Origin of the sequence: Micromonospora musae (assembly GCF_003626545.1) — a bacterium.
Classification (GTDB): Bacteria; Actinomycetota; Actinomycetes; order Mycobacteriales; family Micromonosporaceae; genus Micromonospora; species Micromonospora musae.
In genome coordinates this window covers 196,367-214,474 of the sequence record NZ_RAZS01000011.1, presented here as the reverse complement: position 1 = coordinate 214,474, position 18,108 = coordinate 196,367, and the positions used below count along the sequence as shown (strand labels likewise).

Here is an 18,108-nt window from a genome sequence, read left to right as displayed (position 1 = left end):
CCAGCCAGCGCTCGGCCGCGCGCCGCGCCTCGGGGTGCGGCACCGGGTCGCAGGTCCCGGCACACCCAGGAGCGGCTGATGGCGGCCGACCGTCTCGCTCGGCAGCAGCCCGACGCCGGTCACGGCCGTCTGACATTCTCGATATCCACCGCTTGCCAACGGATCTGATGACACCCTGATCGCGGTGAGTGCGGTCGCGAACCCGGGAGAGGCGGTATCGGGATCAGGGTGAACGGCTTCTGATGCGTACCGCGTTGATCGTGTTGGCCGCGCTGGCGGCGGCCGTGGTCGTGGACCTGGTCTCCGGCGTGTTGGTCCGCCGGGTTGCCCGTGGCCGCTATAGCTGGCTGCTGGAGCCGCTGCGGCACGCCTGCCGCCGCCCGGCGGCCACGGTCCTGCTGGTCGCAACGCTGTTCTACGCGCTGCCGCCCGGACCGGACGCGTGGCAGCGTTATCTGCGGCACGCCATCCTGCTGGTCCTGGTCGGCGTCTGTGCGTGGCTGGTGATCAAGGCATTGCACGTCGCCGAAGCGGTCGCGTTCAGCCGGCTGCCGAGCGATCCGGTCACGAGCCGGAGGGTCCGGCGGGCCCGTACCCAGATCCGTCCGGTGCGGCGGCTCACGGTGGCCGTTGTCACGGTCGTCGCGGTCGGCCTGATCCTGATCACCTTCCGGCCGGTACGCCTCTTCGGCCTCTCCATTTTGACCTCAGCCGGGGTGGTCGGCGCGGTGATCGGCCTCTCCGCCCGGACCGCGCTCGGCAACGCGTTCGCCGGCATCCAGGTCGCCTTCGCCGACGGGATGCACGTTGGCGACGTGCTGGTGGTGGACGGCGAATGGGGTCGGGTGGAGGAGGTGAAGCTGACCAACGTGGTGATCCGGCTCTGGGACGAGCGGGTGCTCATCCTGCCGACCACGTACTTCACCGAGCGGCCGTTCCAGAACTGGACCCGGAACGAGTTTCGGGTGGTCGGCAAGATCCAGTTACATGTCGACCACACCGCGGACCTGGACGCCCTGCGCCGGGAGGCACGCCGACTGGTCGAGTCCTCACCGCTGTGGGATCGAGACCAGTGGGTGCTCCAGATGGTCGACGCCACCCCGCAGACCGTGGTCATCCAGGTGCAGGCCTCGGCCGCGGACGGCGCCAGCGCCTGGGACCTACGGTGCGACCTGCGCGAGGGACTGGTCCGCTACCTGCGCGACCAGCACCCCCAGTGGCTGCCCCGCACCCGCAGCCAGTACCAGCCCTGACCATCGGTTCCGGCGTGGCCGGCGGGCGCCGATGAATGAGTCGGCGCCTACCGGGGACTAGCTGGACCAGGCCCTGTCGACAGGACACGGCCTACGCCGAAAGGGGCGAGAGGCGGCGATGAGCGTCGACCGGGACTGCACCGAGGTGGAGGGCGCCGCGCCCGGGGGAGCGGCCGGGCAGGCTCCGGGAGTGCGGTGACCGGGCGCGGGTCCGTCGTCGTGGGTGTCGTGGCCGCCCCCGGGGCCGCGGCCGACCTGGCGCGGGAGGCCATCCCGGAGCTCGCCGACCGGCTCCGCAACCGGGTCCCGGAGGCCGACTGGGCGGTACGCCTCCAGGTAGCGCGGCTCGTCGAAGGGCCGGCCGACCTCAGCCAGCTCATCGAGGCAACCCGGCGCAGGATGCTGGCCGAGGGCTGGGGTCTCGTCCTCTGCGTGACAGACCTGCCGTTGCAGACCGCGCGGCGGCCCGTGGTCGCGCACGCCAGCACCACCCACGGCGTCGCGGTGCTTTCCGTGCCCGCGCTGGGCCCCGTCGCCGTGGCTCGGCGGATGGCCGAGGCCGGAGACCGGCTCCTCGCGGCACTGCTCGGCGATACCGACGCGGTCGGCGACCCGGTACGGGCCGGACCGCGCCGCCGGCGCCTCGCCACCGGACAGCGGGCCCGGGGACTCGGCGCACGGGTGAACCACCAGGCGTCCGGCATCGGCCTGCTGGCCGGGGTGATCGGCGGCAACCTGCGGCTGCTGCTCGGTATGCTTCGGGCGAACCGGCCGTGGCGGCTGGCCGTCCGGCTCTCCCGGCTGCTGGTCGGTGCCTTCGCGACCGCCGTCCTCGCCCTGGTGAGCGCCGATATTTGGCAGCTGTCGGCGGCCTTGGGAAACCTCCGGCTCGGCCTGCTCGCGGGCGGCTCCGTCCTGGCGGTGGTGCTGACCATGTTGCTCGGCGCGCGCCTCTGGGAGCGGGTTCCGCGCGATTCAGGTGCCCGTGAGCAGGTCGTCCTGTTCAACGTGGTCACCGTGCTCACCGTGGTGATCGGTGTCCTCGCGCTGTACGTGGCGCTCGCCGTGCTGGCCATCATCGGGGCGATCGCCCTCGTCCCCTGGGACCTGCTTGGTGAATCCACCGGCCGACCGGCCGGCGTCGCCCATCAGGTCAAGCTGGGCTGGCTGGTCAGCTCGCTGGCGACGGTCGGCGGCGCGCTCGGCGCCGGACTGGAGTCGGACTCGGCGGTACGGGAGGCGGCGTACCGCTATCAGCCCGACACGGAGCTGACCGGCGAGCAGGGTGGGCCGGACCCGACCGGCGGGGCCGGACAGGGACCGAGCGGCGAGTCCGGGTCGCCGCGCACAGACAGGTCTGAGCCGGAGCGGAACCACGAGGCCAGCTGACTGCGCTGGTTGGCGCTGTGATCAGGACCCGTTTGCGGCGTTGCCTCAGCGGCGCGGATCGCCAGCAGGACGGTGTCGTCAGTGGGCTGGTCTCCAGGTCGAACCGGGTCGCAGGAAGATCGATCGCCGCTCCACTCAGATCGCCCTCGCTGCCGCGCTTCAGGTCGCGGGTGATCGAGCTTTCCCGGACGGTGCGGCCACCGGTTCTCGCGGCGTCCATCCGGCAACTGTCCTACTGGCTCGATCTCGGCCGGGCACTGGCTGACGGCGGTCGCCTGGACGTCGACGCGTTGGCAGCGTTCGTGCGGGGCGAGCGGGCCGCGCCGGTGCCGTCCGCCAATAGTCCCCTCGCCCTCGATGCAGTGGTGGCTCTTGCGCAGCGCACCCAGCGCCGCGCCATTAGAGATGCGGTCGAAGGCCGGTAAGTTGCTGCTGTAGTGATTTGCCTCGGCTGCCGCGAGCTAGGAGTGCTTGCCATGCCCCCACCCGCAACCACCATCGTCGACCCCCGTTTCGCCACCGAGTTGCGGCGATTGCGGGAGGCGCGCGGCCTGTCGCTGCGGCAACTCGCCGCCGCCGTCAACCACGGCAAGAGTCTCGTTCACCAGTTGGAGGCCGGGAAGACGAAGCCGACAGTGGACGTGGCGACCCGGCTCGACGAGGCACTTGAAGCGTCTGGTGCCTTGGCCGCGCTGGTCGTCGACGCTCCCGTTGGCGGTGATCGGCTGGCTTACGTGACGGCGCATCCCCGGCGGGTCGACCGTGCCGCCATAGAAGCGCTTGCGGACCTTCTCGCTGGCTACCGTCGGCTGGAGGATGCCATCGGTTCCGGACCGATCATGGGTCCCGTCGGCACCCACCTCGACACCGTGACCGGGCTGTTGACGGATGCCCCACCTGGCGTGCGACCTCGTGTGGTCGATGTGGCCGCGCAGTGGGCGCAGTTCGCGGGTTGGTTGAGCATCGCGCGGGGTGCGGAACGCGCCGCGACGATGTGGAACGCGAGGGCGTTGCAGTGGGCCACCGAGGCTGGCAACACGAATCTGGTCGCCACAGTGCTCTCCTTTCAGGGACACCAGGCCGAGTTGCGGAACGATCTGCCTGCCATGATCGACCTTTCTCGGGAATCACGGCGAGACACGTCGGTGAACTCGGCTCTACGCGCGTACTGCGCCGGGCAGGAGGCCAGGGGCTTCGCGATGTCCGGGGCCGCAATCGCCGACGTGGTCGCGTGCCTGTCTGAGGCGTCGGACCTGTCGGCCCAGGCGACAGAGGAGCCGCTCTCCCCGTGGGGCTACTGGTACACGCCGTCGTTCTTCGCCGTCCAGCAGGGAACTGTTTGGCGGTATCTCGGCGCGAGCGACAGCCGCGCCAACGAACGGGCCATTGAGCTGCTGACCGTCGGGGTCGCGGGCGTCAGCGAGGAGGCCAGCGGTGCGGAGTGGCACGGCCGCAACCTGGTGCACCTCGCGGTTGCGCAGGCGCAGGCGGGGGATGCGGCAGCGGCTCGCGAGACCCTGGCGAAGGCGGACGCGATCGCGGTCGCCACCGCCTCGCGGGAACTCGCTCGCCAGGTGACCGAGGCTGCCCACCGACTTGGACTGTCCGCTATGCCGTAACGGACGCCTTTCGCCTGGCCCGCTACCCATCGCCACCTCGAACATAACGGTGGGTGACAGCGTAGTGACTTTTTCGATGCCTTCGTCGCGCCCACTGTCCGATGGAGGTGGGTATGCAAGACAGCACTTCGGAGAGCCGGGGCGAGGAGTCCGAGGCGGCCGAGCGAGAAGCCGCCAAGCGGCGACTCCTGGCGCAGGCGGAGGCGGATCGCGTACCGGTGGAGGAGACCACCCGCGCCGTCCCGGACCGGCGGTGGCGGCGTGACCGCTGACGAGCTGCCGATCGGCCGCCGGGTGGCGCGTTGGCGGGTCCGGCGGCAGCTGACCCAGCAGATGCTGGCCGACCGGCTGCGCAGGTCGAAGAGCTGGGTGGACAAGGTGGAGCGGGGAGTCCGTCCGCTGGACCGGTACTCGGTGATCCAGGAGCTGGCCCAGGTGCTGCGGATCGACCCGGAGCTGCTGCTCGGCCGGCAGCGGCCGGTCACCGTGGGCACGCTGGACGGGGTGGACGACCTCCGGGCCGCGCTCGCCCGCTACGACACCCGGCCGGCCCCGGCCGGGGAGGCAGAGCAGCTGCGGCGGCTGGTCGGGCACGCCTGGTTGAGCTACCAGCACGCGCACTACCCGCAGCTGGTGCGGGTGCTGCCCGGTCTGCTCGACGCCGCCCAGGGCACGCAGACCTCGGAGCTGCTGGTGCAGGCGTACCGGATCACCTCGTCGCTGCTGGTGAAGCTCGGCGAGGCCGACCTGGGCTGGCTGGCCGCCGACCGGGCGATGGCCGCCACGGGCGGCGACCCGGTGCTGTCGGCGACGGCGGCTGTCTCGGTCGGGCAGGCACTGCGCGCGCTGGGCCGGGGGCGGCTGGCCCTCGCCGCGACCCTCGCCGCCGCCGAGCACCTGGAGGTCGATCGGCGGCGGCCGCCGGGGGAGTGGGCGGTCGGCGGGACGCTGCTGCTCCAGGCCGCGCTGGCCGCCGCCGGCTGCGGCGACACATGTCGCGCTGAGGAGCTGACCGAGCGGGCCGCCGGGATCGCCGGGCGGCTTCGGGGGTACGACGATGCGCACCGCACCGGCTTCGGGCCGGTCACCGTCGAGCTGGCCCGGGTCGTGGCGGCCGCCGAGTGGGGTGACGCCGGGGCGGCGGTGCGGCGGCACCCGGCAGTCGTCCGGCGGGCGGGGTGGCGGCTGCTGCCGGCCGAGTGCCGGGGCGCCTACCTGCTCGACGTCGCGCGGGCGTACCTCCAACTGGGTGACGTGCGCGGCGCGGCCCGCAGCCTGGTCGACGCGGACAGCATCGCGCCCGCGGAGGTCCGGTGCCGGCCTTCGGCGCGTACGGTGATCGCCGAGGTGGCTCGGGCGCACCCGGCGCCGGCCGGCGTGGCGCGCCTGGCGACGCTGGTCGGCCTCACCCGGTGAACGGCCGTCCCCGAGCCCGGTCGGTCAGCGCAGTGACCGGAAGCCGTCGCGGATCTCCTGCGTGAGCAGGTGGGGCTGTTCCCAGGCCGCGAAGTGCCCACCGATGTCGAGCCGGTTGTAGTGGACGAGGTTCGGGTACGCCTGCTGCGCCCAGCTCAGCGGGGCCTGGAACAGGTCGGTGGGAAAGACGCTCACGGCCGCCGGGATGGTGACGCCCTTGGGGGCGAAGAAGGAGTACGCGTTCATCGCGTAGAGGCGGGCCGAGGAGACCCCGGTGTTCGTCAGCCAGTAGAGCGTGATGTTGTCGAGGACGTCGTCCCGCGACAGGCCTCCCTCGTTCCCGGCGAAGGCGCGGGAGATCAGGTCGAGGCTGCTCGCGTCGTGGTCGAGCATGAAGGCCGCCAGGCCGACCGGTGAGTCCGCCAGGGCCGTCAGGGTCTGCGGGCGGGTGCCCATGATCAGCGCGTACGCGGCGTGCTTCCAGAAGAAGTTCAGCTGTTCGCAGGCGCGCATCTCGTCCGCCGACAGGTTGGAGGGCAGTTGACCCATCGCGTTGTTCAACCCGGTGATGTCGGACTGGAACAGCTTGTCGATGTCGGCGGGAACGACGCAGGGCATGCTGGAGTGGATGCCGGCCAGCTCCGGCGGTGCCTGCGCGCCCAGCAGGTCCGTGATGACCGCTCCCCAGTCGCCGCCCTGCGCCACGAAACGCGAGTAGCCCAAGCGCCGCATCAGCTCCGTCCAGGCGCTCGCGATGTGGTCCGGCCCCCAGCCGGGGTCGGTCGGCTTGCCGGAGAAGCCGTAGCCGGGCATCGACGGGATGACCAGGTGGAAGGCGTCCGACGCCGGTGCGCCGTGCGCCGTCGGATCAGTGAGCGGGCCGATGATCTTCAACTGCTCGATGACCGAGCCCGGCCACCCGTGCGTGACGATGAGCGGCAAGGCGTCCGCGTGCTTCGAGCGGACGTGGAGGAAGTGGATGTCCACCCCGTCGATCTGGGTGATGAACTGCGGCAGGGAGTTCAGGGTCGCCTCGACCCGGCGCCAGTCGTACTCCTTCTCCCAGTAGCGTGCGAGCGCCTGGATCGTCGCCAACTGCACGCCCTGCGACTGGTCCGGGACGGTCTCCCGCTCCGGCCAGCGCGTCGCGGCGATCCGGGTACGCAGCGCCGTCAGCTCGCTCTCGGGGATCTCCACCGTGAACGGCCTGATCTCCGCGACGCCCGGCCGGGCTTCGGTCTTGACGGCCATGCGGGCCACCTCTCCTCGCAGGTTCTTGCGGCCGAGCAGAGTCTTCGGCTTGGCCGCGCAGCCTTGTGCGTACCCCGCCGATGCGTGGCCTCGCCCTGGTCGCTGCCCTCGGTGGGACGCCGTCGACGCGGGTGGACACCCGGTCGGCCGAGGGCGCCCAGGCGCCCGCTGCCCGGTCCTGCCCGGGGCGCCAACGGTGGCGGAGCCACCTGTCCAGAGCCTAGGGCGCTTCATGTCGCGTCGCGGGCGATACCGCGATCCGGGCTGCGGCCCCGTCGCGGAGGCCGGTTGCTGCGGCTCAGAGCGGTGGCGGGCAGCGGTCGGGGAGGGTGACGGTTCCCGGCTGGTGGCTGAAGGTGGTCAGGGTGAACCACTCGTCGAGCGCGGGATCGAAGAGGTTCTGGAAGCCGAATTGCAGCACCTGCCACCACTGGCCCGGGTTGCGCTGGTCGACGTAGACGTCGCCGAGCGCGATGGGGAACCGGGGGTTCTCTCCCGGCTGGGTGGAGCCCCCGACGACGCCGACCCGCCAGTGGTCGACGCGCCGGTCCTTCTTCCCCTGGAGGATCTCCGGCCCGACGTAGCGTGCGGTCTTCAGCAGGTCGTTGAGGATCTGGCGGTTGAAGAACCCGACCCGGTCGCACTGGCGCGGCGGGGTCGCCGGGATGCCGGGCCACTTGTAGGTGAGTGTGTAGAGCGTGTTGCGGTAGATGATGTTCGTGAACCAGATCGGGTGCTCCGGGCCGCCCGCGATCATCTGGCTGTCGCCGCCCCGGCCCTGCCAGGTGAAGGGCACGTCGATGCCGAGGTCGCGGACGACGTAGCGGCCCTCGCCCCGGAAGTCGGCCGGCAGCAGCGGCGGGCGGGGCTCCTCGAAGACCGGTGGGACGCCCGCCGCCTGCCCGAGGCCGGCGACCGTCGTCTCGTCGGCGGGGGCGGCGTTGCCGGCCGGGGTCGGCTTCGGTGGCGGGGGACCGTCCACCGGACCGGGCGCGATGAGGGCGAGGGCGAGCGCGCCGGTGACACTCGTCGAGATCAACCTGCGAAGTGCTCGCGTCCGGGTCATCTGCCCCTCCAGGGTGGGAACGGCTCGAAGCGGACGAGCCAGGGATGAATCGGTAACTTCTTCGCGAATCGTAATGGTTGGCACGGTGATCGACTTGGCTTCCTCGAAGTCGGGGTCTCCGGGGGCCGCGGATGCCCCGACTTCACCGAGCCCTCGCTGATCGCGCTTCCGACGCTCTCGAGCAACCCGGACGTTCTCCCTGGAACCGGGCACACCGGACCCCCGTACGGCATAGCGTCACGGTGGCGGGCACCACCACCGCCGCACCGCCCGACCGGCGGCCACGCCCTGCGGAGGGACCGACGTGAACCCAATCGACGGAGTGCTCCTGCCCGAACTGGACTCACCCGTCCGCGATCCGCACCTGCCCCGGGCCCTCGGCTGGCTGAGCCTCGCCCTCGGGGCGAGCGCCGTGGCCGCACCCGGCCCGCTCGCTCGGCTCACCGGCATCGACGACTCGCCGGCGGCCGGCACGGTCATCCCGGCCCTCGGCGCCCGCGAACTGGGCCACGGGCTCGGACTGGTCGCCGGACGCCGACCCTCCGGCTGGGCCTGGACCCGGGTCGCCGGCGACGCGATGGACCTGAGCCTGCTCGGCTGGGCGATGACCGACCGCAGCGGTGAGCGACGCCGCCGGCTCGCCCTCACCACGGCCGTGGTCGCCGGCATCACCGCCCTCGACGTGCTCGCCGCGCTCAGCGCCGGGCGCGCCCGCCGGACCCGCGACCGGACCATCCGCATCGACATGGCGGTGACCGTCAACCGCACCCCGGCCGAGGCGTACCGGTACTGGCGGGACATGGAGAACCTGCCCCGGTTCATGTCGCACGTGGAGGCGATCCGCACCATCGACCTGCGCCGGTCGCACTGGACGGTGCGGGGGCCCGCCGGTCGGCACGTCGAGTGGGATGCGGAGATCGTCGACGACCAGCCGAACCGGTCGATCGCCTGGCGGTCGCTGCCCGGCACGCCGGTGCCCAACGCCGGTCGGGTCCGATTCGTGCCCGCTCCGGGGGAGCGGGGCACCGAGGTACGCGTCCAGCTCGGCTACGTGCCCCCGGCCGGAGCGGTGGGCCGGGCCGTGGCCAAGGTCTTCGGCGAGGAGCCGGAGCAGCAGGTCCGCGACGACCTGCGCCGGTTCAAGCAGGTACTCGAGACCGGCGACGTGGTCCGCTCCGACAGCAGCCCGGACGGCATCTCGGTACGACAGCAGGTCATGCAGCGCCCCGCCCAGCCGCTGCCCAACGGTTTCCGCCGCTGAGCCGCTCGATGCGCGAGGAGGAGCAGGGATGAAGGCCACCGCCTGGATGGGCCGCGACAGCGTCAAGGTCATCGACGTGCCGGACCCGACGATCCTGAGCCCCCGGGACGCGATCGTGCGGATCAGCACGACCGCGATCTGCGGCTCCGACATGCACCTCTACCACGGCTACATCCCGGCGATGCGCAAGGGCGACATCCTCGGGCACGAGTTCATGGGCGAGGTGGTCGAGGTCGGTCCGCAGGTGCGCAACCTGCGCCCGGGGGACCGGGTGGTGGTGCCCTTCCCGATCGCCTGCGGACACTGCATCTCCTGCCAGCGCGGCCTCTACTCGGTCTGCGAGAACTCCAATCCCAACGCCGGCATCGCCGAGAAGATCATGGGCCACTCGCCGGCGGGTATCTTCGGCTACTCCCATCTACTCGGCGGCTACGCCGGCGGCCAGGCCGAGTACGCGCGGGTGCCCTTCGCCGACGTCGGACCGCTCAAGCTGCCCGACGAGGTGCCCGACGAGCAGGCGGTCATGCTCGCCGACGTCTTCCCGACCGGCTACATGGGCGCGGAGATGTGCGACATCAAACCCGGGCAGCTCGTCGCCGTCTGGGGAGCCGGCCCGGTCGGGCTGCTCGCCGCCGCCAGCGCCCGGCTGCTCGGCGCGGAGCGGGTCTTCGTCATCGACCGGTATCCGTACCGGCTGCGGCTGGCACGCGAACATGCCGGCGCCGAGACCATCAACTACGAAGAGAGCGACGTGCTGGACACGCTCAACGAGCTGACCGCCGGCCGTGGCCCGGACGCGTGCATCGACGCTGTGGGCCTCGAGGGTCACCACGGCAACGCGGCCATCTACGCGTACGACCGGGTGAAACAGGGCGTCCGGGTGGAGACCGAGCGCCCGCCCGCGCTGCGCCAGGCGATCCTGGCCTGCCGTAGCGGCGGGGTCGTCTCGGTGGTGGGCGCCTACGGCGGATTCGTCGACAAGTTCCCGATGGGCGCGTTCATGAACCGGTCCCTCACCATGCGTACCGGGCAGTGCCACGTGCAGCGCTATCTCCGGCCGCTGCTGGAGCGCATCCAACGTGGAGAGATCGACCCGAGCTTCATCGTCAGCCACCGGATGCCGCTCAAGGACGCCGCGAAGGGCTACAAGCTCTTCCAGAAGAAGCAGGACGAGTGCTCCAAGGTGCTGCTCACCGCCTGACCGCGCTCGGTCGGCCGCTCGGCGGTCCTGGACCGCGGCCGCGTCTGCCGACCCGCGACCTCGGTAGGGTGTCGGCATGCCCGTCGCGACCCGGACGCCCGATCATGAGGTGCTGACGGCGGGGCCCGTCCGGTTGTGAGTCGCACCCAGCCGCCCCGCCAGCGGCGGGCCGCCGCCGCGTCGCCGTCGACCTTCACCCGGATCTCCGACCGGTGTGCCCGCGCCGTGCGGTCCCGGCCGTTCGAGATCGCGATCATCGTCCTCATCGTGGCCAACGGGGTCGTCCTCGGCATCGAGACCTTTCCGCACCTGGGGGCGGCCGGGCCCGTCCTGCGCTGGCTGGAGCTGGCGTTCCGGGCCGCGTTCGTCACCGAGATCGTCATCCGGGTGCTCGCCTACGGGCGACGCCCCCAGGATTTCTTCCGGCACGGCTGGAACATCTTCGACTTCCTGGTCACGCTGGCGATCTTCATCCCTGGTCTGCACGGCGACTCGGCACTGCTGCGCGTACTGCGGGTGGCCCGGGTGCTGCGGCTCGTCCGGTTCTCCCCGGGGCTGCGGACGATCGTGGCGGCGCTGCTGCGCAGCCTCCCCGGCGTCGCGGGTTTCCTCGCGCTGGCCATGGTGACCCTGTACGTCTACGGCATGGCCGGCTGGCTGATCTTCGGTGACACGTACCCGGAGCAGTACGGCGACATCGGGCGGTCCCTGCTGACGCTCTTCGTGCTGCTCTCCCTGGAGACGCTGCCCGACCTGATGGAGCAGGGCCTGGCCATCTCCCCGTGGACCCTGCTCTACTACGTCAGCTACGTGATCATCACGGTGAACCTGCTGCTCAACATCCTGATCGCGGTCATCGTGAACTCGATGGAGGAGGCGCGTCGCCTGGAGATGACCGAGCGGTTGGCGCCCGGGTACGACGAGGACGGCGACGGGGTGCCCGACGAGGTGGACCGCATCGCGCTGACCCAGCGGCTGGACGACCTGCGCGCCGTCATCACCGAGCTGGAGCGCGAGCTGCGCATCGACCGCGAGGACGCGCACGCGCGGCACGGGGCGGTGAGCCGGCGCGCCGAGCGCTAACGTGTCCGGTGTGGAGGGCCGCTACCCGCCGGTGCCCGTGCCCGGCATCGCTCACGAGAGCGACGGCGACGTCGTGCGGCTGCGCCCGGTGACCGAGCCCGACCTCGCCATGTTCCGGCGGTTCTGCACCGAGCCCGGGCTGATCGGCCTCGACTGGGGTGGCTTCCGCGACCCGGGTGAGTCAGTGCGACGCTTCGCGGTCGACGGGATGCTCAGCGCGCAGGACGGTCGGCTCGTCGTCGAGGCCGGGCCCGATGCGGTCGCGGCGGGTTTCGTGAGCTACCGGGCCGGTCAGTACGCCCCGCGCGCCGACTACTGGGAGATCGGCATCGCCCTGTTGCCGCAGTGGCGCGGGCGGGGCGTCGGCTGGCGCGCGCAAGCGTTGCTCTGCGACTACCTCTTCGCGCACACCCCTGTGCAGCGCATCCAGGCCGGCACCCACCCGGAGAACCTGCCCGAGCAGCGCTCGCTGGAGAAGGCGGGCTTCCAGCTGGAGGGGGTGGTCCGGGCCTGCGAGTTCCGAGCCGGCCGGTGGCGTGACGGCTACCTCTACAGCCGACTGCGCGACGACCCGTCACCGTGGGACTGAGCGCAGCCCGCCGCTGAGCAGCGCCCTCAGGGCAGCGGCCACTCGTGCACCGGCCGGTTGCTGTGCATCAGGTCGACGTAGTGGCGCAGCACCTCGCGCAGCGCCGCCGGCCGGTCCAGGTGGTCGGCGGTTTCCAGCCGGTGCAGGGTGCCGACCTGCCAGCTCGCGCCGTTGCGCCCGGTGAGGCAGCGCTGCTCGATGATGCCGAGTAGCCGGTCCCGCTCCCGCGGGTCTAACCCCCACTGGTCCAGCCCGTGGTGGGCCAGCGGCAGGAGCCGGCGCAGCACCAGCTCGGTGACCGGAAGGTAGCCCAGGCCCGGCCAGTAGACCTGCGCGTCGATTCCGTGCCGGGCGCAGTTGGTGAAGTTCTCCTCGGCCGCGCTGAACGACATCTGTGACCACAGTGGCCGGTCGGACTCGGCCAGCGCCCGGACCAGGCCGAAGTAGAAGGCCCCGTTGGCGATGGTGTCCACCACGGTCGGGCCGGCGGGCAGCACCCGGTTCTCCACCCGCAGGTGCGGCCGGCCCCGCAGCACGTCGTAGACCGGGCGGTTCCAGCGGTAGACCGTGCCGTTGTGCAGGCGCAGTTCGGCGAGGCTCGGCACCCCGCCCGCCGCGAGGGTCTCCGCCGGATCCTCCGGGTCGCAGACCGGCAGCAGGGCGGGGAAGAAGCGGACGTTCTCCTCGAAGAGGTCGAAGACGCTGGTGATCCAGCGTTCGCCGAACCAGACGCGGGGACGTACGCCCTGCGCCTTGATCTCCTCCGGTCGGGTGTCGGTGGCCTGCTGGAACAGCGGGATGCGGGTCTCCCGCCACAGCTCCCGGCCGAACAGCAGCGGCGAGTTCGCGCCGACCGCCACCTGCACGCCGGCGATGCACTGGGCGGCGTTCCAGTAGTCGGCGAACTGCGCGGGGCTCACCTGGAGGTGGAACTGGGTGCTGGTGCAGGCCGCCTCCGGAGTGATCGTGTCGGCGGTGACCGCCAGCCGCTCCACCCCGTTGATGGAGATCCGCAGGTCCTCGCCCCGCGCGGCGAAGATCTGCTCGTTGAGCAGCTCGTAGCGGGGATTTGCGGAGAGCGTGCCGGCGTTCAGGTGCGCCGGGAGCAGCGTCGGCAGGATGCCGATCATCACCATGTGCGCGCCGAGCGGGCGAGACTTCTCCTCGGCGGCGTTCAGGCTGGCCCGGACGTGCTCCTCGAACTGCGCCGTGCCGGTGCCGGTCAACCGACGCGGCTCGACGTTGATCTCCAGGTTGAACTGGCCCAGCTCGGTCTGGAAGCTCGGGTCGGCGATGGCGGCCAGCACCTCGGCGTTGCGCATCGTGGGCTGCGACTCGCCGTCGACGAGGTTGAGTTCGATCTCCAGCCCGGTCATCGGGCGGTCCACATCGAAGCGGGACTCGCGCAGCATCTCGGCGAAGACGTCCAGGCACCGGCGGACCTTGTCCCGGTAGCGCGCCCGGTCGTCCCTGCTGAAGGTGTGCGTGCCGACGTCTTCGCCCATGGTCACCGCCCGAGTCACCGCTGGTCCTCCTAACCTCCCACGGCGGCGCGGGAAGGGGGAAGAGCCCGTGGAACCTTCCTCTACCTGTCCGCGCATCGGGTGATTCCCGTCGCGTCCGGCCGGTCGGGCCCGGCTTCGCGGCCCAGCGCCGTTAGCATGGCCGCCCGAGAGGTGGTGGCGGTGGGGATGCGCGACAGGGTGACGAAGCTGTTCGTCGGTGCGGCGATCGCCGAGGCCTGTTCCTGGCTCGGTCTGCTGGTCGGGATGGCGGTGAAGTACGGCCCGCCCGGCAACGAGCTGGGCGTGAAGATCTTCGGGCCGATCCACGGCGGCCTCTTCGTCGTCTACCTGCTGCTGGTCCTGCTGGTGGCCCGGCGGCACCGGTGGAGCCTGCTCGCCACCGGGGTGGCGCTGGCCTGTGCGGTGCCCCCGTTCGCGACCCTCGTCTACGAGCGCTGGGCGCGCCGCCGGGGGATGCTCGGCGTGACGGAGGCCGTGGCGCCTCCGCAGCCCGCCACCGTGCGCTGAGCCCTGGCGGTGGCGCCGGGTCGTCCCGCTCGCGCCACGCGAAGCGCACCGGGCACCGGCGGCGTCCGGCGGCGCGTCCGTCTCATCGGCCGCCCCGGCGGGTCGTCGGCGGAACCTGCGGCGACCCCGGAGGTCGCGTCAGGTCAGCGCCGACCAGGCGGCGATGCCGAGCACCAGCAGGATCCCGAGCGTGGCCTGGAGCAGCAGCGGTGGGCCCAGGTGCGACCAGAGCGTCGCGGTGCGCGGGGTGAGCAGCTGCCCGGTGGTGAGGTTGACGATCCGCTCGATCCGCGGCGGCAGGTCCGGGTCGCGCTGCGCTCGCAGGGTCAGCTGCACGTGGTCGGCGGGGTGCACCGCGCTCTGCGCCAGATGTCCGTGCAGTTCGACCTCGTAGAGCCCGCCGGCGCCGTCGCGCAGCCGCACCGGGGTGACCAGGTATTCGGGGCCCTTGGTCAGGTCCTTCCAGCGCCGTCGGGCTCCGCCGCCGCTGCCGGGCAGGATCGCGCGTACCACCAGCATCAACAGCGCGCCCACGCCGGCCGCCGCCAGGACGGCCACCAGGACCGGCTTGCCGATGGCGATCTCGCGGGTGTAGCCCTCCAGGAACCGGACCACCCGGCCGGTGAAGATCCGTTGCGTCGGATGAGCGATGCGCCGGGTATCGAGTCCGCTGTCCATGACCACCACCGAGAGTCCTGATCCGTTCACTGATGGTATCCGTGCCACGGGTTGAACGGCGTGAATGAAACCTGGTCACGCACTCATGTCCGGCCAGGTGACATTCCGGGCGGCACGGGTATGCGCAGGGCCGAGCTGGAAAGGGGTCGAGCATGCAGCTGTCCTTCCTGCGGCCGCTCTACGACCGACCCGGGCCGTGGTGCTCGGTGTACCTGGACGCGTCGGCCGACACGCACGACGCCCACCCGGCGCTCGACCTGCGCTGGCGGGCACTGCAGGGCCAACTGGTCGAGCAGGGCGCGGACGAGCCGACGGTCGCCGCGCTGGACCGGGTGATCCGGGGACACGACCCGGTCGCGGGGGACTACGGCCTGGCCGTCTTCGCCACCCGTGGGCGGGTGGTGCTCACCGAGTACCTCTCGGCGCCGCCGCTGCGCGATCTCGCCGCGTACGCGCCGCTGCCGCACGTGATGCCGCTGCTCGCCCAGCGCGGCGAGCAGGTCGCCTGGGTGCGGGTGCTCGCCGACCGGACCGGCGCGGACGCCGTGGCGGTCAGCGCCGGGGGAGTGCCCCGCCGGGCGCACGTCGTCGGCCGCGAGGACTTCCGGCTGCGCCGGGTGCAGCCGGGTGGCTGGTCGCAGTCGCGCTACCAGCGGGCGGCCATGGAGGCGTGGCACCACAACGCCGGTGACGTCACGGCCGCAACGGTCGAGCTGGCCGAGAAGGTCGGCGCGGACGTGGTGGTGGTCGCCGGGGACGTCCGGGCCACCGGAGTGATCGCCGCGCAGATGCCGCCCCGATGGCAGGACCTGGTCGTCCGGACCGACGCCGGCTCCCGGGCCGGTGGCGCCGACCAGACGCTCCTGGACGACCTGACCGTGCAGACCATCGCCGAGGTGGCAGACCAGCGGATCACCCTGGCCCTGGACCGGTTCGGCATGCAGGAGGACGTCGGCGCGGGGCTGGACGCCGTGGTCGCCGCGCTGCAACGCAACCAGGTCGACAACATGCTGATCGTCGACGACCCGTCCGCCAACGGCGAACTCTGGATCGGTCCGGAACCGACCGAGATCGCCGTCGACCCGGGGCAGCTGGACGCCATGCGCGTCGACGACCCGCTGCGGGTACGCGCCGACGCGGCCCTGGTCCGCGCGCTTGTGGGGACCGGCGCCGAGCTGACCGTGCTCGGCCCGGACGAGGCACCGGAGTTGACCGACGGCGTGGGCGCGGTGCTGCGATACGCGGACGCCAGCACGCCGGGACGGGGCGATGGCTGACCGGACCGCCGCCGACCTGGTGGTGGAGCGCCTGCGCGCCTGGCGGGTGCCCCGGGTCTTCGGTTGTCCCGGCGCGGCCCTCGCCCCGCTCGTCGCGGCGCTGGACCGCGCCGGCGGCGATCCGGCGTTCGTGCCGGCGCGACATGAGGAAGCCGCCTCCTTCATGGCGACCGGGCACGCGAAGTTCACCGGCGGGATCGGGGTCTGCCTCGCCACCCAGGGGCCGAGCGCGGTGCAGCTGCTCAACGGCCTCTACGACGCCAAGCTGGACAGCAAGCCGGTCGTGGCGATCGTCGGCGAGGACGTCTCCGGCCCGCTGGGCGACGCGCACCAGGAGATCGGGTTGACCCGTCTCTTCGCCGACGTGTGCAACCAGTTCGTCCGCTACGCGCGCGGCCCCGGGCAGGTGCCGGCCCTGCTCGACCAGGCGTTCCGCACCGCCGCCGCGACCCGCAGCCCGGTCTGCGTCGTGCTGCCGCGACAGGTGCAGGAGGCGGCCGTGCCCGACCTCCGGACGTACGCCGCGGGCGGCGTGATCACCGCGACCCCCGGCGAGCCGCTGGCCCGGGTGCTTCCGCACGAGCCGGACCTGGCCGCGGCCGCGGAGCTGCTCGGCAGCGGCCGGCGGGTGGCGATCCTGGTCGGGCAGGGCGCCCGGGACGCGGTGGACGAGGTCGTGGCGCTCGCCGACCGGCTCGGCGCCGGGGTGGCCTGCTCGCTGCTGGGCAAGCCGGTCGTCGACGAGCGGCTGCCCTACCACGCCGGCGTGCTCGGCGAGGCCGGCACCCGGGCCGCCGCCGAGCTGATGGGCGGCTGCGACACGCTGCTGCTGGTGGGCACGAACGATCCGTGGACCGGCTACCTGCCGATGCCCGGGCAGGTGCGCACGGTGCAGATCGACATCGACGGCCGGCGCGTCGGCAGTCGCTACCCGGTGGACGTCCCGCTGGTCGGCGACGCGGCCGAGACGCTGCGGGCGTTGCTGGCGCGGGTGCCGGACCGGCCGAGCCCGCAGTGGCGGGCCACGGTCGAGAACTCCGTGGACCGGTGGCGGCGTGAGCTGGTCGACCGGGCCGCCGCGCCGGCCGAGCCGGTGAACCCGCAGCTGGTGCTCCAGGAGCTCTCGCCCCGGCTGCCCCGGACCACGGCGGTGGCGGTGGACGTCGGCTCGGTCGTCTACTGGTACGCGCGCCATCTGGAGCTGCCGCCGGGGGTGAACGCGCAGCTCTGCGGCACGCTCGGCGCGATGGGCTGCGCGCTGCCGTACGCGGTGGCCGCCAAGCTCGCCGCACCGGACCAGCCGGTGGTCGCGCTGCTGGGCGACGGCGCCATGCAGCTCAACGGGCTGGCCGAGCTGATCACCGTGGCGCACCACTGGACCCGCTGGCAGGATCCGCGCCTGGTGGTGCTGGTGCTCAACAACCGCGACCAGTCCGGGCTCGCCGCCGGCCGGGAATCGGCGGGTGACCCTGCCCAGCGCCGCCCCGACGTGCCGTACGCCGGCTGGGCGCGGCTGCTCGGGCTGCACGGCGTACGGGTGGACCGGCCCGAGCTGGTCGGTGCCGCCTGGGACGAGGCGCTCGCCGCCGACCGCCCCTGCGTCGTGGAGGCGGTCGTCGACGCCGCCGTGCCGCTCGCGCCTCCCGAACCGGCGCTGGCCGACCTGCGGGGCCTCTTCGCCGACGGGGACGCCGCGCACCGGCTCCGGGAGCAGGTCGACCGCCAGCTCTCGGTCGCCGCGGACGACATCGTCTAGCCCCCCGCCCCACCCGCCCCCCATCCGCCCTCCACCCGGCGTGCGCCGTGGAGCGGCGTGCGGCGGCGTGTCTCCGGGGTCTCGGTACCGCTGCGCGGTCCCTTTGGAGCTGAGTCGCTTACGACATCGAAGTCGATGCGTTCACGACATCAGCTCTAAAGGCTGCCGACCCCGAACTCCGAACCCGGCGGATTCGCCGGCCCCAGGAAATCCGGCGCCGCGCCCGAGGTCCGGCC

At 72.4% G+C, this 18,108-nt stretch carries 17 protein-coding genes; 13 read left to right on the top strand and 4 right to left on the bottom strand.

Annotated elements, in window-relative coordinates; all coding sequences use genetic code 11:
* The first annotated feature begins 242 nt into the window (after nucleotides 1–242).
* The 6 genes from D7147_RS26485 (at nucleotide 243) to D7147_RS26465 (ending at nucleotide 5,677) form a co-directional block, all read left to right on the top strand.
* The gene (locus tag D7147_RS26485; RefSeq protein WP_120682354.1) at nucleotides 243–1,253 is read left to right on the top strand and encodes a mechanosensitive ion channel family protein; all 1,011 of its coding nucleotides are present in this window, start codon (nucleotides 243–245) and stop codon (nucleotides 1,251–1,253) included.
* 195 nt (nucleotides 1,254–1,448) lie between these two features.
* On the top strand, nucleotides 1,449–2,642 hold the full coding sequence (locus D7147_RS33445) for a hypothetical protein (protein WP_199716401.1): 1,194 nt from the start codon (nucleotides 1,449–1,451) through the stop codon (nucleotides 2,640–2,642).
* Between the two features lie 170 nt (nucleotides 2,643–2,812).
* On the top strand, nucleotides 2,813–3,067 hold the full coding sequence (locus D7147_RS26475; protein WP_233563480.1) for a hypothetical protein: 255 nt from the start codon (nucleotides 2,813–2,815) through the stop codon (nucleotides 3,065–3,067).
* 51 nt (nucleotides 3,068–3,118) lie between these two features.
* Nucleotides 3,119–4,261 carry a helix-turn-helix domain-containing protein gene (locus D7147_RS26470; protein WP_120682476.1) on the top strand — a complete coding sequence of 381 codons (1,143 nt, stop codon included), beginning with the start codon at nucleotides 3,119–3,121 and terminating at the stop codon, nucleotides 4,259–4,261.
* Between the two features lie 113 nt (nucleotides 4,262–4,374).
* Complete coding sequence (locus tag D7147_RS32780; protein WP_199734274.1) at nucleotides 4,375–4,533, top strand: hypothetical protein; 159 nt, start codon at nucleotides 4,375–4,377, stop codon at nucleotides 4,531–4,533.
* Nucleotides 4,523–5,677: a transcriptional regulator gene (locus tag D7147_RS26465; protein ID WP_120682352.1), complete on the top strand. Its 1,155-nt coding sequence runs from the start codon at nucleotides 4,523–4,525 to the stop codon at nucleotides 5,675–5,677. The genes D7147_RS32780 and D7147_RS26465 overlap by 11 nt, the downstream gene beginning before the upstream one ends.
* A 24-nt stretch (nucleotides 5,678–5,701) precedes the next feature.
* Here the strand turns inward: D7147_RS26465 and D7147_RS26460 are convergent, their stop codons facing one another.
* Together D7147_RS26460 and D7147_RS26455 are read right to left on the bottom strand one after the other, a co-directional pair.
* Nucleotides 5,702–6,928, bottom strand: coding sequence for an epoxide hydrolase family protein (locus D7147_RS26460; RefSeq protein ID WP_120682350.1), 1,227 nt, complete (start codon nucleotides 6,926–6,928; stop codon nucleotides 5,702–5,704).
* A gap of 298 nt (nucleotides 6,929–7,226) precedes the next feature.
* Nucleotides 7,227–7,994 (bottom strand): hypothetical protein, encoded by a 768-nt coding sequence (locus D7147_RS26455; RefSeq protein ID WP_147434552.1) that lies wholly within the window; start codon nucleotides 7,992–7,994, stop codon nucleotides 7,227–7,229.
* A 304-nt stretch (nucleotides 7,995–8,298) separates the two neighbouring features.
* On the opposite strand from D7147_RS26455, the gene D7147_RS26450 reads away from it, so the two are divergent.
* From D7147_RS26450 to D7147_RS26435, 4 genes are all read left to right on the top strand, one after another.
* Complete coding sequence (locus D7147_RS26450) at nucleotides 8,299–9,255, top strand: SRPBCC family protein (protein WP_120682346.1); 957 nt, start codon at nucleotides 8,299–8,301, stop codon at nucleotides 9,253–9,255.
* A 28-nt stretch (nucleotides 9,256–9,283) separates the two neighbouring features.
* Nucleotides 9,284–10,456, top strand: a complete 1,173-nt coding sequence (locus tag D7147_RS26445) for a zinc-dependent alcohol dehydrogenase (protein WP_120682344.1) — start codon at nucleotides 9,284–9,286, stop codon at nucleotides 10,454–10,456.
* 135 nt (nucleotides 10,457–10,591) lie between these two features.
* The gene (locus D7147_RS26440) at nucleotides 10,592–11,539 is read left to right on the top strand and encodes an ion transporter (RefSeq protein ID WP_120682342.1); all 948 of its coding nucleotides are present in this window, start codon (nucleotides 10,592–10,594) and stop codon (nucleotides 11,537–11,539) included.
* Between the two features lie 10 nt (nucleotides 11,540–11,549).
* Nucleotides 11,550–12,128 carry a GNAT family N-acetyltransferase gene (locus tag D7147_RS26435; protein WP_233563478.1) on the top strand — a complete coding sequence of 193 codons (579 nt, stop codon included), beginning with the start codon at nucleotides 11,550–11,552 and terminating at the stop codon, nucleotides 12,126–12,128.
* Nucleotides 12,129–12,154: 26 nt separating this feature from the next.
* On the opposite strand, the gene D7147_RS26430 is transcribed toward D7147_RS26435, so the two are convergent.
* A complete protein-coding gene (locus tag D7147_RS26430; RefSeq protein ID WP_120682472.1) occupies nucleotides 12,155–13,633 on the bottom strand; it encodes a glutamate--cysteine ligase family protein in 1,479 nt (492 codons plus the stop codon).
* A gap of 156 nt (nucleotides 13,634–13,789) precedes the next feature.
* Between D7147_RS26430 and D7147_RS26425 the strand changes: the two genes are divergently transcribed.
* On the top strand, nucleotides 13,790–14,161 hold the full coding sequence (locus D7147_RS26425) for a DUF3817 domain-containing protein (RefSeq protein ID WP_233563477.1): 372 nt from the start codon (nucleotides 13,790–13,792) through the stop codon (nucleotides 14,159–14,161).
* A 138-nt stretch (nucleotides 14,162–14,299) separates the two neighbouring features.
* On the opposite strand, the gene D7147_RS26420 is transcribed toward D7147_RS26425, so the two are convergent.
* Nucleotides 14,300–14,848 (bottom strand): hypothetical protein, encoded by a 549-nt coding sequence (locus D7147_RS26420; protein WP_199734277.1) that lies wholly within the window; start codon nucleotides 14,846–14,848, stop codon nucleotides 14,300–14,302.
* A 143-nt stretch (nucleotides 14,849–14,991) separates the two neighbouring features.
* Here D7147_RS26420 and D7147_RS26415 point away from each other — a divergent pair, with 143 nt between their 5' ends.
* Together D7147_RS26415 and D7147_RS26410 are read left to right on the top strand one after the other, a co-directional pair.
* On the top strand, nucleotides 14,992–16,116 hold the full coding sequence (locus D7147_RS26415) for a baeRF2 domain-containing protein (RefSeq protein WP_120682340.1): 1,125 nt from the start codon (nucleotides 14,992–14,994) through the stop codon (nucleotides 16,114–16,116).
* Entirely contained in the window at nucleotides 16,109–17,872 is a 1,764-nt protein-coding gene (locus D7147_RS26410) for a thiamine pyrophosphate-binding protein (protein WP_120682338.1), read from the top strand. The genes D7147_RS26415 and D7147_RS26410 overlap by 8 nt, the downstream gene beginning before the upstream one ends.
* Nucleotides 17,873–18,108: the final 236 nt, after the last annotated feature.